This window comes from Verrucosispora sp. CNZ293 (assembly GCF_002754655.1).
In genome coordinates, this window is the sequence record NZ_PEFR01000001.1 from 5,026,769 (window position 1) to 5,043,796 (window position 17,028).

Annotated in this window: 15 protein-coding genes; 8 read left to right on the plus strand and 7 right to left on the minus strand. The window is 68.8% G+C overall.

The annotated features are described in order from the left end of the window. Positions 1-62 precede the first annotated feature (62 nt). Complete coding sequence (locus CLT74_RS22985) at positions 63-1,691, minus strand: alpha/beta hydrolase-fold protein (RefSeq protein WP_099848747.1); 1,629 nt, start codon at positions 1,689-1,691, stop codon at positions 63-65. Positions 1,692-2,177: 486 nt separating this feature from the next. Here CLT74_RS22985 and CLT74_RS22990 point away from each other — a divergent pair, with 486 nt between their 5' ends. The 4 genes from CLT74_RS22990 (at position 2,178) to CLT74_RS23005 (ending at position 5,996) form a co-directional block, all read left to right on the plus strand. Next, complete coding sequence (locus CLT74_RS22990; protein WP_099848749.1) at positions 2,178-3,551, plus strand: hemolysin family protein; 1,374 nt, start codon at positions 2,178-2,180, stop codon at positions 3,549-3,551. Then, on the plus strand, positions 3,548-4,609 hold the full coding sequence (locus CLT74_RS22995) for a hemolysin family protein (protein WP_099848751.1): 1,062 nt from the start codon (positions 3,548-3,550) through the stop codon (positions 4,607-4,609). Before CLT74_RS22990 ends, CLT74_RS22995 begins: the two co-directional genes overlap by 4 nt. 246 nt (positions 4,610-4,855) lie before the next feature. Beyond that, on the plus strand, positions 4,856-5,527 hold the full coding sequence (locus CLT74_RS23000; RefSeq protein ID WP_486582540.1) for a lytic polysaccharide monooxygenase: 672 nt from the start codon (positions 4,856-4,858) through the stop codon (positions 5,525-5,527). 136 nt (positions 5,528-5,663) lie between these two features. Continuing rightward, a complete protein-coding gene (locus CLT74_RS23005) occupies positions 5,664-5,996 on the plus strand; it encodes a hypothetical protein (RefSeq protein WP_099848752.1) in 333 nt (110 codons plus the stop codon). A gap of 36 nt (positions 5,997-6,032) precedes the next feature. Here CLT74_RS23005 and CLT74_RS23010 read toward each other — a convergent pair whose 3' ends face one another. The 3 genes from CLT74_RS23010 to CLT74_RS23020 form a co-directional block, all read right to left on the minus strand. Continuing rightward, positions 6,033-6,569, minus strand: a complete 537-nt coding sequence (locus CLT74_RS23010) for a DUF421 domain-containing protein (RefSeq protein ID WP_486582541.1) — start codon at positions 6,567-6,569, stop codon at positions 6,033-6,035. Between the two features lie 52 nt (positions 6,570-6,621). Continuing rightward, a complete protein-coding gene (locus CLT74_RS23015) occupies positions 6,622-6,897 on the minus strand; it encodes a BON domain-containing protein (RefSeq protein ID WP_099848757.1) in 276 nt (91 codons plus the stop codon). Between the two features lie 187 nt (positions 6,898-7,084). Then, positions 7,085-7,954: an NmrA family NAD(P)-binding protein gene (locus tag CLT74_RS23020; protein ID WP_099848759.1), complete on the minus strand. Its 870-nt coding sequence runs from the start codon at positions 7,952-7,954 to the stop codon at positions 7,085-7,087. Between the two features lie 87 nt (positions 7,955-8,041). On the opposite strand from CLT74_RS23020, the gene CLT74_RS23025 reads away from it, so the two are divergent. From CLT74_RS23025 to CLT74_RS23035, 3 genes are all read left to right on the plus strand, one after another. Beyond that, on the plus strand, positions 8,042-8,458 hold the full coding sequence (locus CLT74_RS23025; RefSeq protein ID WP_099848761.1) for a MarR family transcriptional regulator: 417 nt from the start codon (positions 8,042-8,044) through the stop codon (positions 8,456-8,458). Between the two features lie 472 nt (positions 8,459-8,930). Then, positions 8,931-10,460 carry a non-reducing end alpha-L-arabinofuranosidase family hydrolase gene (locus tag CLT74_RS23030; RefSeq protein WP_099848763.1) on the plus strand — a complete coding sequence of 510 codons (1,530 nt, stop codon included), beginning with the start codon at positions 8,931-8,933 and terminating at the stop codon, positions 10,458-10,460. A 231-nt stretch (positions 10,461-10,691) separates the two neighbouring features. After that, positions 10,692-11,837, plus strand: coding sequence for a glutamate--cysteine ligase (locus tag CLT74_RS23035; RefSeq protein ID WP_099848765.1), 1,146 nt, complete (start codon positions 10,692-10,694; stop codon positions 11,835-11,837). Positions 11,838-11,853: 16 nt separating this feature from the next. Here the strand turns inward: CLT74_RS23035 and CLT74_RS23040 are convergent, their stop codons facing one another. Continuing rightward, on the minus strand, positions 11,854-13,638 hold the full coding sequence (locus CLT74_RS23040; RefSeq protein WP_099848767.1) for an N-acetylglutaminylglutamine amidotransferase: 1,785 nt from the start codon (positions 13,636-13,638) through the stop codon (positions 11,854-11,856). 267 nt (positions 13,639-13,905) lie between these two features. Beyond that, positions 13,906-14,988, minus strand: coding sequence for a lytic polysaccharide monooxygenase (locus CLT74_RS23045; protein WP_099848769.1), 1,083 nt, complete (start codon positions 14,986-14,988; stop codon positions 13,906-13,908). A 398-nt stretch (positions 14,989-15,386) separates the two neighbouring features. On the opposite strand from CLT74_RS23045, the gene CLT74_RS23050 reads away from it, so the two are divergent. Next, entirely contained in the window at positions 15,387-16,112 is a 726-nt protein-coding gene (locus CLT74_RS23050) for a DUF1223 domain-containing protein (protein WP_099848771.1), read from the plus strand. Between the two features lie 36 nt (positions 16,113-16,148). Here the strand turns inward: CLT74_RS23050 and CLT74_RS23055 are convergent, their stop codons facing one another. Then, positions 16,149-16,940, minus strand: a complete 792-nt coding sequence (locus CLT74_RS23055; protein ID WP_099848773.1) for a hypothetical protein — start codon at positions 16,938-16,940, stop codon at positions 16,149-16,151. Positions 16,941-17,028: the final 88 nt, after the last annotated feature.

The window sequence follows — 17,028 nt, forward strand, 5'->3', positions numbered from 1 at the left end:
TCCCGACGCGGGTCACCCGTGGTGGGCCGACGACGGAGGTCGCCGGCCCACCATCTCGCGTGTTACCGGACCCGTAGCTGCTGGTGGACCCCAGCGGCGGGCGCGTAGTTCCGGTCACCGGAGTAGGCGACGTGGACCGGGTACACACCTGCCGACAACCCGGTGGTCGGCAGCTTCACCACGGCCTTGCCGCCGGCCAGCGGCACCACCTGGGTGGCGCCACCGAAGGTGACGGTGATGTCGCCCGTCACCTTCGGCGCCTTCTTGTGCCGGGTCTGTGCCCGCACGTCGACGTGCAGCTTGAAGGTGCCACCACTGGCGATCGACGCCGGCGTGGCCTTCGCCTTGACCACTGTCCGCGCCGTGCCCACGGTGTCGACCTCCGACCAGAGGTGGTCGCGGGCGAAGATCGTGAACAGCTGGCTCGCCGTCATGCCGTCGTGCGCGCCGGGGACCTGGGTCGTCCTGGCGGCGTAGCCCCGAGCCCGGAAGTTGTCCGCGATGGCGTTCTGGGCGTTGAGGTTGCCTTCGAAGACACCGTTGCCGAGGAACACGAAGAGGCCGTCGTCCCCGACTGCGGCGGCGACGTTGTCGTAGTCCTGAGCGGACAGGGACGGGTTACCGGAGAAGTGACCGTAGTAGGCGAACGTGGTCGGGTAGCCCCTGATGACGTGGGCGCCCGTCATGCCGCCGTAGGAGAACCCGGCGTAGGCGCGACCTTCCCGCTCGGTCGAGACGTTGTACTTCTCCTCGATGAGCGGAAGGATCGTCTGGACCAGGTTGTTGGCGGCGTTCGTCTGGTTGTAGGAACCGAAGCCGAGACTGGTGCCGGTGAAGTGGTTCCCCATGGTGACCACCACGGTGGGCTCGATCTCGCCCTTGGCCGTCATGTTGTCCAGGATGTTGGGGACGTTCGCCGGGACCATGAAGTCGGTCTCGTCACCGAAGATGCCGTGGGCGAGGTACGCCACCTTGTACGGCTCGGCCCGCTTCGGGTTGTAGTTGGCCGGCAGGTAGACACCGAGGTAGTGGCCGCTGTCACCGAGAATCGTGGTGTAGGGGATGTAGTTGACGGTGCCCCGCTTCTTGCGGTCCGCGATCGGGAGTTCGTACTCCGCTCGCCCCTTCAACACCGGGTCGTTCTGCTTCTTGGCGTACGGCACGTACACCGCATCGAGGACATCGTTGTTCCGTACCCGGAACGACGATTCGCCCGGGGGGCGAGGGTTCGTCGAGGCGGGATCCCAGATCCGCTTGTTCTCCCAGCCCTGCGTCGGGTCCCAGACCCGGTACCAGTAGCTGATCCCCCCGGCGTGCAGCGGCAGCGAGACCGACCAGTTCCCCTTCGAGTCCTTTGTCATGTCCCGGAGGAACTCGGTACCTCCGGCGTGGTAGCGCCCCGGCTGCCACTCCTCCGGCTGGTACCGGGTGTTACCTGTCGCGACGTCGAGCAGAGTCAGGTCTCCGGCGAGGCGGACCTGGGTCGCGTTGGGGTTGCGGTAGACGAACGTGACCGTGTATCCGGTCGGTGAACCGCGATCCGGCTTGACGGTCGCGCCTTCCGCAATCGGGCGCTTGCCCGCGCTGGCGGCCGGTGCGGAGATGGTGGCGCTGGCGCCCGCGCCGAGTGACATGATCGCGAGTAACGAGATCGCGCGGCTGAGCCGGCGTCGTCCGGTCGCTTTCCTCATCTGGGACTACTCCTCTATGGTCTCTGCGGCCTCGTGGGGATCTACGGTCTTTTCGGACATTGGCCACCGAATGGCTTTCGACGTCACCTCCGGCCGGGTTGCCGCGGGCGCGGCCGACTGCCGCCGGTCCGGCGCGGTGGGGCATTTGCGGTGCTGGTCAGCTAAATCGAATTAGCATGCGCGTAGTGTGGCCGGGCTCACCTTTGGGTGTCAAGGGTGTTGCGGCGGTGTTACGGGATCGGCTGCTCCTGGTCACGGCCCCGCAGGGGGCTGCGGCCCGCGCCTCGGCACTCGACCCGACCGGCCCGCGACGGCACTCCGCGCCACCGGGATCGAGCCCGGCACTCCTGTCAATCGCGGTGGTCAGATCGGCACGGCGCGGGCACACAGCAACGTCCCAGCATGCCTGCCTACGCTGGCCGGCATGTCCAGCGACGGTGAACCTCCCAGTACTGAGCAGCCCGAGGATCGAGAGAGGGTCCGCCGGTGACGGAGTGGCTGCTGCTGGCCGTCGCGGTCCTGCTGATCGCGGCGAACGCGCTGTTCGTGGCCGCCGAGTTCGCCTTCGTCACGGTCGACCGGGCAACGGTCGAGCGCGGGGCGCAGGCTGGCGACCGCAAGGCCGCTGGACTGCTCAAGGGACTGCGGACCTTGTCCACCCAACTGTCCGGGGCTCAGTTGGGCATCACCGTCACCAGCCTGGTGGTCGGCTTCCTGGCCGAACCGTCGCTGGCCACGCTGCTGCGTGGCCCGCTCGGAATGACCGGACTGTCCGACTCGGCGGTCGCCGCCCTGTCGGTGATCCTGGCGCTGGCGCTGGCGACCGGCTTCCAGATGGTCTTCGGTGAGCTCGTACCGAAGAACTGGGCGATCGCCGAGCCGTTGCGCGTCGGACGCGCCGTGGCGGGAGCACAGCGTGGCTTCACCACCGCCGCCGGGCCGCTGATCCGCTTTCTCAACGGCACGGCGAATCGGATTCTGCGCCTGATGGGCATCGAGCCCACCGAGGAACTGGCCTCGGCGCGTTCTCCGCAGGAACTCGCCTCGCTTGTCACTCGGTCCGGCCGGGAGGGCACGCTCGACGCACGTACGGCGGAACTCGTGGCGCGCTCGATCGACTTCGGCGGGCGCACCGCGGCCGACGTCATGACCCCGCGTAATCGGGTCCAGTTCGTCCCCGCCGACGCGCCCGCCGGAACGGTGTTGACCCTCGCCGCAGAAAGCGGCCACGCCCGATTCCCGGTCACCGGTGCCGGCGTGGACGACGTCGTCGGCGTGGTGCACTTCAAGCACGCCCTGGCGGTGCCTACCGCCGAGCGGACCACCCGTCCGGTCCGGGCGATCATGGTGGACCTTCCCGAGGTGCCCGAGACCGTGCCGCTCGACCCGCTGCTGGCGGTACTACGCGGGCACGGGTTGCAGGTGGCGGCCGTCGTCGACGAGTACGGCGGAACCGCTGGCGTGGTCACCCTGGAGGATCTCGTCGAGGAGATCGTCGGTGAGATCACGGACGAGCAGGACGGACCCCACCGCCGCCACCACCGGGCCGCTGACGGCACCTGGACGCTCTCCGGTCTGCTGCGCCCTGACGAGGCGTCCCGACTGATCGGCCTCGACCTTCCGGAGGCGCGGGACACCGACACCCTCAGCGGGTTGGTAACCGAGCGTCTCGGCCGCTTCCCGCAGGTCGGCGACACCATCACGGTGTCCGTCGCCGACCGGAACCATCCCGATGCCGATGGCCTGCCCACCTCTGCCCAGGCGGAACTCGCGGTCATCCGGCTCGACGGCCGCCGGGTCGACCGACTCACCCTGCGCCTCCACGCCGACCACCAGCTCAGCGAGGAAACCCGGTCATGAGTGACGTCACCGCGATCCTGCTGGCCGTGGTGCTGCTGGCCGGCAACGCCTTCTTCGTCGGGGCGGAGTTCGCCCTGATCTCCGCCCGCCGTACGCAGATCGAGCCCCGCGCGGCGGCCGGCTCGTCCGTCGCCCGCGTGACGCTGCGAGCGATGGAGAACGTCTCGCTGATGATGGCCGGCGCGCAACTCGGTATCACCGTCTGCTCGCTCGGTCTCGGTGCGATAGGTGAACCCGCTGTGGCGCACCTGCTGGAGCGGCCCTTCGCCGCCGCTGGCGTGCCCGAGGCGCTGCTGCACCCCATCGCGTTCACCATCGCCCTGGCCGTCGTCGTGTTTCTGCACATGGTGCTCGGTGAGATGGTGCCCAAGAACATCGCCCTCGCCGGTCCGGAACGCTCCGCGCTGGTCCTGGGACCGGTGCTCTACGGCATCGTCACCGTTCTCCGCCCGCTGATCTGGTTGCTCAACCGGATCGCCAACGCGGTGCTGCGGCTGCTCCGGGTCACCCCGAGAGACGAGGTCGCCTCCAGCTTCACAAATGAGGAGATCAGCGGTTTCATCGCCCAGTCCCGGCAGGAAGGGCTCATCGACCAGCACGAGCACGATCTGCTGACCGGTGCGTTGGCCTTCAACGACCAGGCCGCCGCCACCGTGGCGCTTCCGCTGGCATCACTTGTCACCCTGCCGCAGGACACCACGGTGGCAGAGCTCGAACGTCAGTGCGCGGCAACCGGATTCTCCCGGTTTCCGCTCACCGACCCGCAGGGCGAGCTCACCGGGTACGTCCATGTGAAGGACATCCTGGGACTGCCAGCGGAACAGCACCACGAGCCGCTCGACCCGGCACTGATCCGTCCGCTCGCCACCCTGGACGCGGCACGGCCGCTGCGCGACGCCCTGACCGTCATGCAGCACCGCGGCGCCCACCTCGCCACGATCGTCGACTCGACAGGCCAACTCCTCGGTCTGGCCGCCCTGGAGGACGTGGTGGAGAAGCTCGTCGGCGAGGTTCGCGACGCGACCCAGCGCAGCCCCGATCAGGTCCTGGCCCGCTGACCGGCGTCCCGGCCGTCGCCTGGGCATGAACCGTTCCGGCGGTCACGCCAATTGTCGATCAATGAATACCGCCGTTCCTGGACATTCGAGGGGCGGCGTGACGTGCTGATCAAGATGGTGACTCCGGCGAATCTGAACAACGGATATCAATAGACGATCATTGATATCTTGTCCGAATGGTGTGATACTCGCTGGAAGCGCTCCCAAACCCGTCCCGGTGAGCGCCTCAGAAATGGAGGACGTACCGTGCGTTCACACCATCCCCACCAGTCCGGCCGGCGATCCCGGCCAGCCGTCCGGGTACTGGTCCTGTCCCTCGCCGTGGTGGCGGCGATGCTGCCCTGGACGGGTGCCGCCCAGGCCCACGGCACCGTGATCAACCCGGCGACCCGCGCCTACCAGTGTTGGCAGAACTGGGGCCACCGGCACATGGATCCGGCGATGCAGACGCAGGACCCGATGTGCTACCGGGCGTTCCAGGCCAACCCCGACACGATGTGGAACTGGATGAGCCAGCTGCGCGACGGCCTCGGTGGTCAGTTCCAGGCCCGTACGCCCGACGGACAGCTCTGCAGCAACGCCCTCTCCAGGAACGACACCGTGAACCAGCCGGGGGCCTGGAAGGCGACGAACGTCAGCCGCAACTTCACGCTCCGGTTCTACGACCAGGCCAGCCACGGCGCTGACTTCTTCCGGGTCTACGTCACCCGGCAAGGGTTCAATCCGAACTCACAGCGCGTCGGTTGGGGCAACATCGACCAGATCCTGCAGACCGGGCGCTACGCGCCGACGCAGAACATCTCGTTCAACGTCTCGATTCCGTCCGGGCGTAGCGGCCAGCACGTTCTCTTCGTGATCTGGAAGGCGTCGCACATGGACCAGACCTACATGTGGTGCAGCGACATCAACATCGTCTGATCCACGGCGTCAGGCACAGCTTCGGCTCCGGCCCGGAAGGTTCTTCCGGGCCGGAGCTGAAGCGGGTCCGCCCGGGATGGGCTGATGACCTGTTGTAAGCGGCAGCGCCTGCACCTGGCGAGGTAGCCTCGGGCGGGTGCGGATCATCGCGTTCCTGGCCATCTCCATCGTCGTGCTGGCCGCCGTCCTACTGGTGTCCGTGGTCCTGACCGGCGGTGCCCGACGCCGACGCCATGCCGCGCAGGCGTCCGCCCGCTGGGCGGTGCGCCACTACGCCATACCGGGACGTGGGCACACAGTCGTCGGGGTCACCCTGACCGACGCGGACGGGCGGGTGCACGGCGAGCACGTGGTGGCCCGCATCCCGGACGGTGCCGAAGACTGGCAGCGCGACTTCATCGCGGCCCGCCAGGAGGCCGAGGAGCGCGCCTTCCACCTCAACATGGACCGCCCGCCGATCGAGGGCTGACGCCGGCTGTGCGGCGCAACCAGGGTGACCGGCCGGCTACCGTCCCTCGTCGCGTACGTCGACGAGGGTGCTGCCGTCACCGAGCTGCCCGCGGGTGATGATGCTCAGGCTGCCGTCCGTCTCCAAGATGACGGCGGCAAGGTCGTGGAGGTCGCCCGCGCCCTGGCTGCGGGCGGCCTGGCGGATCTCGCTCTCCGCCACCCGGGTGGACCGCAACGTCTCAGTTCGTAGCTGCCCGTCCCGGAGCAGCATGGTGGGCCGGGCCTTGAGCACCTTCTGCGACGGTGGCCAGCGTACGGCGAGCAGTGCGACTGCGTACTGCAAGGCCACCAGCAGGATCAGGGCGAGGATTCCCTCCACCAGCGATACGTCCCGCGACAGCAGGATCGTCGCGAGCGTCGAGCCCAGCGCGACCGTGACCACGAAGTCGAAGGCGTTCAGCTTGGACAACGTCCGCTTGCCGGAAACCCGCAGGATCACCACCAGTGCCGGATAGATGATCGCCGCGACCACGAGCAGGCGTGCCAGGTCGGCCGGATTGTTCAGCACCATCGTGACGACATACCCGGACACGGGATCCGCAAAAGAACGGGAGCCCATCCGGCCACGTCGCTGCGATTCAGGTTCATCCGCCCAGGTGGCGGAGCCGGCTGCTGACGTCGTGCACGCCCGGTGTGCGCCAGGCGAGGGCGTGCGCCTCGGCGCTCACCTCGGCCGTGCTCACCGTGCCGTCGAGCACCACCACCCGGTTCTGCACCTCGATGCAGATGCGTTCGTGACGCAGTCGCGGATCCTGCTGCATCGTCGTGAGCAGCTGACAGGCCAGTCGGGTGTCTTCGTTGGTGGGCTCGGCGTAGAACAGCGGCGGCAGGTCGTGGGGGAAGAACCAGGGATGGCTCATGGCTGACTCCTTCAGGGGACTCGTCTGCTACGACTGCCCTACCCGTCGGCCAAGGCGGACAACACGACGAACCGATGACGGTCTCTGCCCGTGACCGTGACGGTAGGCGGAGCTTCGCCGCTCGACGTTTGCCGCCGAGAACTTCGGGTACGGCTCAGCCAGGTGCCGACCCAAGGCTCTGTCGACGTCAGCCCGCCCGCCCGAACGGCGACTCGGCGTCGGACAGGAAGGCCCGCAGTGTCCGTGCCGGCCGTCCGGTCACCCGCTCGACGGAGTCGGTGACCGCCGCGAAACTGCCCGCCCGTACGCGCTCGAAGGTAAGCGCGAAGAGCTCCCGTTCGAAGCCGGTGGTCCCGTCGACGACCTCGTCGATCGTCATTTCCCGGAGGGTCACGGTGTGCCCTGCCGCGGCGGAGAGCAGCTCGACGGTCTGCGGCAGGGAGAGCGCCTCCGGGCCGGTCAGCTCGTACACCTGGCCGGCGTGCCCCTCGTCCAGCAACGCCCGCTCGGCGACCGCAGCGATGTCCCGGGCGTCGATCCAGGCCAGCCTCGCGCCACCGCTGGAGAACGGCAGCTCCCCCTGGGCGATCTGATCGCGGTAGAAGCGCGGGTCGGTGAACACCTGCATGAACCAGCTGGGCCGCAGGATCGTCCAGGCGTGCCCGCTGTCGCGTACCGCGCGCTCAGCGCGCGGCGCCCATCCGTCGGCTCCCATGTAGTCGGCGTCCTGCTCGGACAACAGGACGATCCGGGTCCGGGAGGGCGTCTCGGTGAGTAGTGCGCCGATGAGGTCCGGCGCGTCCGCGCGATCCGGTCGGACGATGTACATCGCGTCCACGCCGTCGGTCGCCGCCGACCATCCGGCTGGGTCGTCCCACGAGAAGGCGATCGGCCGTACGCCGCCGATGTCGACCGAGTCCGGGTTGCTACTGCCGCCGAGCACGTCGATGCTCGGCCGCTCGACCAGCAGTCTGGCCAGCGCCAGCCCGGTCTTTCCACGGACCCCGGTCACCAGCACGCGGGTCGGGTCGGCCCCCGTCGAACTCCGATTCGTCACGTCCGGTCGCTCCCTTTGGTTGAGTGGCTAAAGTTCATCGACTCCACTAAAGCAGCGTTATCTGAGCGAGTCAACTAATCTCGGGCCATGACCGAGGTGGCGGACACCCTTGCCCGGCAGGTGTGGGATCTCGTATTCGCCTACGACGCGGCCTACGACCGGGCGGCGCAGGTCGCCGGGCTCAGCGCCGCACAGGCGTGTCTGCTCGAACATCTCTCCGGAGGCAGCCGTTCGATGGGAGAACTCGCCGTTGAGCTGCTGTGCGACGCCTCGAACGTCACCCAGCTCGTTACCCGGCTGGAAGCCCGCGGCCTGGTGGCCCGGGTGTCCGACCCGGACGACAGGCGGATAAAGCGCGTGTCGGTGACGCCGGCGGGGCGTGACGTGCAACGTGCCGTCCGGCGGGCCTTCGAGTTCCCGTCCGAGCGGATCGGGCTGCTTACCGATCAGGAGCAGCGTCAGCTGTCGGGTCTGCTGGGGAAGGTGCTGGGCCGGGCTTCGTAGAACGTGCCCGGCGGGTGCCGCCAGCCCCAGCACGGTTCGCCGACGGTCAGGCTCGGCCGGCTCGGCGAGCCGCAACGCGGCGCCGGTCATGTGCAACCATCGATGTTAGCGCCATCATCTGCCGTCCAGCGCGCCGCCACAGGGTTCGCAGCGCTGGGTGCGCTGGGTGGTTGCTGAGGGTGGTCGGATGAACGCGACGACCAGGCACGTGTCTGATAATTCGGGTACGTCGCGGGCCCATGATTCCGGAAAGTTTCGACTTGACGAACGGCATGTTATCGCCCACAGTCGATGGTCAAGGACGGCGATGCCTACGGCTTACCGGGCAAGCCTGCTTCGTCGGGCCGGTGGACCAGGCGTGTGCGGGGACATGCGGACATCCATGTTAGCGCTAACACCAGGCGACACGGACGCTTGATGGCGCGCCCACCCTCGGGTGCGCCGGTCGGCTCTCGGTCATTGAAGGAGGAACATGTCTGCCTTTGGTAGGTCTCCATCTCCTGCGCCGCCCACGCGGCAGCGTAGGTGGTTGCTGCGGGTCGCCGCTGCCGGTGTGACGGCGGTGGTGGCCGGTAGTGCCGCAGCGGTGGCGGTGTCGTCACCCGCCGCTGCGGCGACTGTCGACACGAACGCGTGGTATGTGCTCGTCAACCGCAACAGCGGCAAGGCCCTGGACGTGTACAACCTGGCCACGAACGACGGTGCGCGGATCACCCAGTGGTCGCGGAACAACGGTAACCAGCAGCAGTGGCAGTTCGTGGACTCTGGCGGCGGCTACTACCGGCTGAAGTCGCGGCTGTCCAACAAGGTGCTGGACGTCTACAACTTCTCCACCGCCAACGGTGCCAGCATCGTGCAGTGGACCGACCACAACGGGACGAACCAGCAGTTCCGGCTGGCCGACTCCGACGGCGGCTACGTCCGGTTGATCAACCGGAACAGCAACAAGGTGATGGAGGTGCAGGGCGCCTCGACCGCCGACGGCGGCAACATCGTGCAGTACGACGACTGGAACGGTGCCAACCAGCAGTGGCAGCTGGTTCGCGTCGACGGCGGCACGAACCCGCCGCCTACCACGCCGCCGCCGTCGGGCACCTGCAATCTGCCGTCGTCGTACCGGTGGTCGTCGACGGGCGCGTTGGCGCAGCCGAGGTCCGGTTGGGTGTCGTTGAAGGACTTCACGCACGCGCCGTACAACGGTCAGCATCTGGTTTACGCGACCACGCATGACACGGGTACGTCGTGGGGTTCGATGAACTTCGGGTTGTTCTCGAACTGGAACCAGATGGGTTCGGCCAGTCAGAACCAGATGCCGTTCTCGGCTGTCGCGCCGTCGTTGTTCTACTTCGCTCCGCGTAACGTGTGGGTGTTGGCGTACCAGTGGGGTGGTCCGGCGTTCTCGTACCGGACGTCGACGAACCCGGCGAATGTGAACAGCTGGTCGGCGCATCAGACGTTGTTCACGGGGTCGATCTCGAATTCGGGTACTGGTCCGATCGATCAGGCGTTGATCGGTGATGACCAGAACATGTACCTGTTCTTCGCTGGTGACAACGGTCGGATCTACCGGGCGAGCATGCCGATCGGGAACTTCCCGGGCAGCTTCGGGTCGAACTACACGACGATCATGACTGACACCACGAACAACCTGTTCGAGGGTGTGCAGGTGTACAAGCTTCAGGGTCAGCAGCGGTACCTGATGCTGGTCGAGGCGATCGGTTCGCAGGGTCGTTACTTCCGGTCGTTCACCGCGACCAGCCTGGGCGGGTCGTGGACCCCGCAGGCGGCCAGCGAGAGCAACCCGTTCGCGGGTAAGGCCAACAGCGGCGCGACCTGGACCAACGACATCAGCCACGGCGAGTTGATCCGGTCCAACGCCGACCAGACCATGACCGTGGACCCCTGCAACCTGCAACTGCTCTACCAGGGACGCTCCCCCAACTCCGGTGGCGACTACGGCCTGCTGCCCTACCGCCCGGGAGTACTCACCCTGCAACGCTGACGACACGACACAGATCCGGCTCGAAATGCCCGACGTTCGCGATTGAGGGCGCTCGCCGAAGCGGATGAGCGATGGCACACCTCGCGATCGGACCGGCTGGAGCTGGAACGGGCGGGCCCGGTACTTCCGGGCCCGCCCGGTCAGTCAGTGGGTGCCGTTTGCCGGAGCCACTGCCGGGAAGTCCCGCAACGTGGCGGCGGTGACCGTCGCCGGCAGGAGGGGACGCCGACGATGACGAACCACCCGTCCACCGCGCCGTCCGTGAGTGCGGTGGCCGCGCCAACGCGGCTGACCATCGGGGTGGAAGAGGAGTTCCTGCTGCTGGACCCGGAAACGGGAGAGAGCCTGCCGGTCGCTGACCGGGTGCTGACAGCGCTGCACGGGACGGCCCGCGCGCAGAGCCGGCAGGAGTTCCGGCACAGCATGGTGGAGATGGTCACCCCCGTCTGTGCCGACCTGACCGATCTGCGGACGCACCTGACCACGCTGCGGCGTGCCGCCGCGGAAGCAGCGCGGTCGGTGGGAGCGCGGCTGGTCGCGGTGGGCGCCACTCCGGTCAACGAGTCGCACCGGACGGTGCCGGACGAACCTCGCTACCACGCCATGTCCCGCCGGTTCGGTCCGGTCGCGCACGATCCGGCCGTATGCGGCTGCCACGTGCACGTTGGCCTGCCGGACCGGGAACTGGCGGTGCAGGTCTGCAACCACCTGCGGCCGTGGTTGCCGGTGGTGCAGGCGCTCACCGCCAACTCGCCGCTGCACGACGGGGTCGACACCGGCCACGCGAGCTGGCGTTCCATGCAGCTGGAGCGCTGGCCGAGCATCGGGCCCACCCCGTACTTCGCCTCGTTCAGCGACTACGCCGCGACGGTGGCTGAACTTGTCGACGCGGGCATCATGCTCGACGCGGCGATGGTCTACTGGTATGCCCGACCGTCCGCCAGCTATCCCACGGTTGAGGTCCGGGTCGGGGACGTCTGCCCGGGGGTGGACGACACGGTGCTGGTCGCGGCCCTGGTGCGAGCCCTGGTCGCCACTCTGGTCGACCAGGTGCGTGCCGGCGTTCCGGCACCCCGCCTGCGTAGTTGTCTGCTCGCGGCGGCCCACTGGCGAGCTGCTCACGAGGGGCTGGACGGCCGGCTGATCGATCTGCGCAGTGGCGGTGCGCGTCCGGCGTGGGACCTCGTGGAGGAGTTGTTCACCACGGTGACCTCTGCGCTGATCCGGCACGGGGACCTGCCGTACGTCCAGCAGCAGTTGGCCCGGCTGCGCCGAGACGGCACCGGTGCGACCCGGCAGCGGCGGGTCATCGCGCGCACCGGTGGCGACGTGCGCGCGGTCCTCGACCACCTCGCCGCCGAGACCACCGCAGGCTGAGCCGGCGGCCAGCACCTCAGCGGATGTCGTGGGTCTGGAGCCAGAGTTCGAGCAGGCCCAGCTGCCACAACTTGTTGCTGCCCGCGGTGGCCTGCGCCTGTTCCGGGTCGGCGAGCAGCTCTTCCACGTACGCCTGCCGGAACAGTCCGCGCTCCCGGGCGGCCGGCGTCCGCAGCGCCGCCTCGACGAGGTCGCGAACCGGGCCGTCGACGTGGCGCAGCGCGGGCACTGGAAAGTAGCCCTTCGGCCGGTCGATCACCTCGGCGGGGAGTACCTCGCGGGCGACCTCCTTGAGCACACCCTTGCCGCCATTGGCGACCTTGTGCTGCGGCGGGCAGGCCGCCGCGAGGGCGACCAGATCCTGGTCGAGGAAGGGGGTACGGACCTCAAGCCCCCAGGCCATGCTCATGCTGTCCACCCGCTTGACCGGATCGTCCGGGAGCATCAGGTGGGTGTCCAGGCGCAGCACCGCGTCGAGGGCGGTGTCCGCACCCGGCGCGTTCAGCTCCGCGAGGACCAGATCCCGGCTGGCATCGACGTCGACGGCGTACGCCGGACTCACCACCCGGATCAGCTCGGCGTGGTCCCGGTCGAAGAAGGCGGCGGTGAAGGTCCGCGCGGCGTCGGCACGGGGCACCTGGGTCAGGGGCTGGTGATAGCCGTACCCGGCGAACACCTCGTCGGCGCCCTGCCCGGACTGCGCCACCTTGACATGTGCCGCGACCTGCTCGGAGAGCAGGTGGAAGGCGACCACGTCATGGCTGCCCATCGGCTCGGTCATGGCCTCGATCGTCTTGCGGACGGCGGGCACCAGGTCGTCGTTGGAGAGCTGGATGCGGAGATGGTCGGTGTCGTACGCACGGGCGACCAGGTCCGAGTAGTGGAACTCGTCGCCGGCCTCGCCGTGCCGGCTGTCGAAGCCGATGCTGAAGGTACGCAGGTGCTGCTGCCCGGCCTCGGCGAGCAGTGCCACGATCAGACTTGAGTCCAGCCCGCCGGAGAGCAGCACACCTACCGGCACATCGGCGACGAGCCGTCGTCGTACGGCGGTACGCAGGGCGTCACCGATCGCGGCCCGCCAGTCCCGGTCGTCCCAGCCGGCGTGGTCGGGATGCCGGGCGTAGCCGGGCCGCCAGTAGACCCGTTCCCGGCTGTGCCCGTCGGCCTCGACGACCCGCACGGTCGCCGGCGGTAGCTTCCGGACACCGCGCAGGATGGTGCGGGGTGCGGGCACTATCGAGTGCCACGACAGGTAGTGGTGCAGCGCCACCGGGTCGACGCTGGTGTCCACGTCGCCCGCCTTGAGCAGCGCCGGAAGCGTCGAGGCGAACCGCAGCCGGCCCGGCGTCTCGGCGAGGTAGAGGGGCTTGACGCCGAGTCGGTCCCGGGCCAGCACGAGCCGACGTCGGATGCGGTCGACCAGGCCCACGGCGAACATGCCGACCAGGTGGTCGACGAAGTCCTCACCCCACTGGGCGTACGCCACCAGGATCACCTCGGTGTCGCTTGTGGAGTGGAAGGTGTGCCCGGCGTCGAGCAGTTCCTCGCGCAACTGCGGGTAGTTGTAGACGCAGCCGTTGAAGACCAGCGCGAGGCCGAGATCCTCTCGCACCATGGGCTGGCCGCCCGCGTCGGACAGGTCGATGACTGTCAGTCGGCGGTGCCCGAGGGTCACCCAGCCATCGCTCCACAGGCCCTCGCCGTCCGGGCCCCGGGACCGCATCGCTTCGGTCATCCGGAGCACCGCGTCGACGTCCGGCGTGGTGCCGTCGAACCTCACCTCACCGCTGATGCCGCACATCAGGTTCCGATGTCATGCCTCGTCCTCGTGTCGCGGCGCGCAGTCGTCCGCGACGGCAGGGTCGACTGGTCCTCCGTCCCCGCCCATCAAGCGTCGTGGGACGGCCGGCCTGCCTCGACGGTACGTGGCTGATGTTCCCGGCGAGGACGGATTGGGGAAGGAAGCGGCAGGTCCCCCGTCCGGCGGAACAGACCAACCGGGACGGGTACCGAGGGCGAAGTGCCGGGGGTGGCGCTGGTAGGCGCGCCACCCCCCGCTTGACGGCTGTTACCGGGAGGTGCAGGAGAGTGTCGGTGTGCCGTTGGTGCCGTTCCAGGAGCCGTTGAATCCGAAGGTGGCGCTGCTGTTGGCGCTCAGGGAGCCGTTGTGGCCGACGTTCGAGGCGGTGACCGAGGACCCGCTGGACGTGACCGTCGCGTTCCAGGAGTTGGTGATGCTCTGGCCGTTGGGCCAGGTCCAGCTCACCGTCCAACCGGAGATGGCGGTGTTGCCGGCGCGGACGGTGACCTCGCCGCCGAAGCCACCGGGCCACTCGCTGGTCTTGCGGTAGGTGGCGGTGCAGGCACCGTTACCGGCCGGCGGCGGGGTGGTCGGCGGGGGCGTGGTGGGCGGGGGCGTGGTGGGCGGCGGGGTGGTGGGCGGCGGGGTGGTGGGCGGCGGCGTGGTCGGCGGCGGGTTGCTGCCCCCGCCGAAAGTCACGTCGCTGCAGATGTAGTACGGCTGGTCCAGGTGGGATGCCTGCCAGATCGTGTAGACGACGTGTCGCCCGGTGCGGTTGCCCGCGTTGACCTGAGCCTCGTAGAGCCCGGTGGTGGGGTACGCGCCGGTGCGGAGCACCAGCTCCAGGCTGTTCCAGGTGAGGGGCTGCGTGGTCGGGTCGAAGCCCTGCTTGGTGATGTAGATGAGCATGTAGTCGGCACCGTGCCGGGCACCGTCGGTGAGCGTCAGGGTGAAGTTGTTGGGCATCGGCTTGGCGGTCCAGGCGCCGACCGTGTCGAGCGAGGCATACAGCCCGCCCTGGGTGCGGCCGCCGCTGCACAGCTGCCCGTCCGGAATGACGGCCTGGTGGTTGCCGCCGACGTTCTCGCGGAACAGGCCGTTCCAGTTCCACATGGTGTTCGGATTGGCCTGGAAGGCCTGCCAGCACATCGGGTCGCTCTGGGCCATGGCGGGGTTGAGGTGGTCGCCGCCCCAGCGCTCCCAGCAGCCGTAGTTGCGCGACGGCGGGTTCGTGACCGACCCGTGGGCCGAGGCCGGGCCAGGCTGATTGACCACGACCATGGTGAACGCGGCGACGAGCACGGAGGCCGCGCCGAGTCCCAGGCGCCGTGCTGTTCGTGCGAGTTTCATTGCTGCTCCAGTTGATCCGCCGACGCCGGTGTCACTCGCGGGGTGCCCAATCCCGGGAGGAATGCGTCGATCGACATGACGATCTCAAGAAAGGCAGGCAGGTGACTGCGCTGTCTGCCACGGCTTGGCGGCTCCCAACCGCGATGGTACTCATCGTATCCACCCATGTGAATCTTTTCCGGAAGGGGTCGGGGCGGGTGCCTGGCCCGTGCCGATTGAGGTGCGGATACGGACTTACGGTGCAGGCGGCGCGAGGATCGCAGCGGGTCGCCAACCGGTTGTCACCGGCGAAGCATGATCAGGAGATCGCCTGCCGCTCTGTCTCGACCGGCCGGGCGTGGTCGCGGACGTAACGGGAAGGCGGTCACCGTCAGCCGGACCGCCGAGGAGGATTGGCCGTGACGGACACCTCGCCCAGCAGATCGAGCAGCGACCGGACCGACGGCGGCTTCGCCGTCGTGGAGATGTTCACCTCCCAGGGATGCAACAGTTGTCCTCCCGCCGAGGAGGTGCTGTCCGAGATCGACCAGAGCGCTCGGGAACGGGGCCGACCCGTGTACGCGCTGGGCTTCCACGTCGACTACTGGGATCACCTCGGATGGGCCGACCCGTACGCCGACGGGGCGCACACCCGGCGCCAGGAGGACTACGCCCGGGCCTTCGGGTCCGGCGGCCTGTACACCCCGCAAATGATCGTCAACGGTACGACCGACTTCGTCGGCTCCGACCGCGGGCAGGCGTCCGCGGCGATCGAGTCCGCTCTGGCAACGGCGGCGATCACACCACTGACCCTGTCGGTGGCCGAAACGGACGGCGACGAGACGCGCCGGCTCGCGGTGGAATACCAGGTCGAGCGGGTGCCGGCGCTCGGAACGATCAACATGGCGGTCGTGGAGCGCGGTCTGGAGAACGACGTCCCCCGAGGGGAGAACGCCGGGCGGCGGCTGCGCCAGGACGCCGTGGTCCGCGCCTTCGCGTCGGGGAGGATCGACGGGGATCTCGGCCAGGTCGAGCTTGCGGTTCCGGTGGATCTCGATAGGCGCCGCGCCATGGTGATCGGGTACGTACAGAATGACGGTCACCGCGCCATCGTCGGCGCCGCCGCCGTCCCGCTGGTGCCATGATCATCAGCGCACCCACCCCGTCGCGGTCGACAACGACTACATGTTCTGGCTGAGCGCGTCCTGGCAGGCCCGGGCGAGCCGTCGCTGACGGGTCAGCCGTCGCCACAACCCGAGCGGCGGCGCGAGGGCGGTACGGCCAGGTGCCGCCGTCACGGCCAGGACCCCGTCGGTCAGCTCGCCCCGGGTCGTCCACGGGGTCCACCGTTCGAGGTCAGGGGCGGAGAAGTCGTGCCCCAGCAGCACCGCGGGCCCGTTGGCCGGCAGCCGTCCGGTGAGGCTCCGCACCCGGACCGGCTCGGCCCCCTCGTGGTCGCGCCGTGTCACCGAGTCCACGTACAGATGCTGATCGTCTCGGACGACCGCCAGCACCTCGCCGGCACCGCCGACGCGGGCACCGACTTCGGTCGCCGAAACGACCTCAAGCGCCACGATCAGGCGGGGCAGATACCACCAGTGCTCCCGGCGTAGCAGTGGTGAGTCGATGAGCGCCCGTGCCGGTGGGTACTTGCGCAGTTCCTGATCCAGCAACCGCTCCGTGAACAGCGCGCCGTCGCGATCCTCGGTCAGCCGGGGCTGCCCGGCCACCGCGACCGGCCGCCAGCCACGCCCGGCGAGCCGGTCGTCGGAGACGACAAGTGCCGCGACCGGAGCGGTGGCCAGCCCGCGCGCCAGACCGACCTCGGCGTACGGGAACGCGACAGCGGGTCGGTCGCCGAGCAGCAGCGGAGTTACCGGCCGGGCCTGAGGCCGGCCGTCCCGGTCGAGCCAGGCCAACTCGCCGACGGTGGCAGCCTGGATCGCGCGGCGAACATCCGTACCCACGTCCATGTGATCCGAGCCGTTCGGTTGACCTTGGAATGTGATCCCCGTTACATTACCGGCAGGTTTCGGGATCTGCACGCGAGCGCCCGCCCAG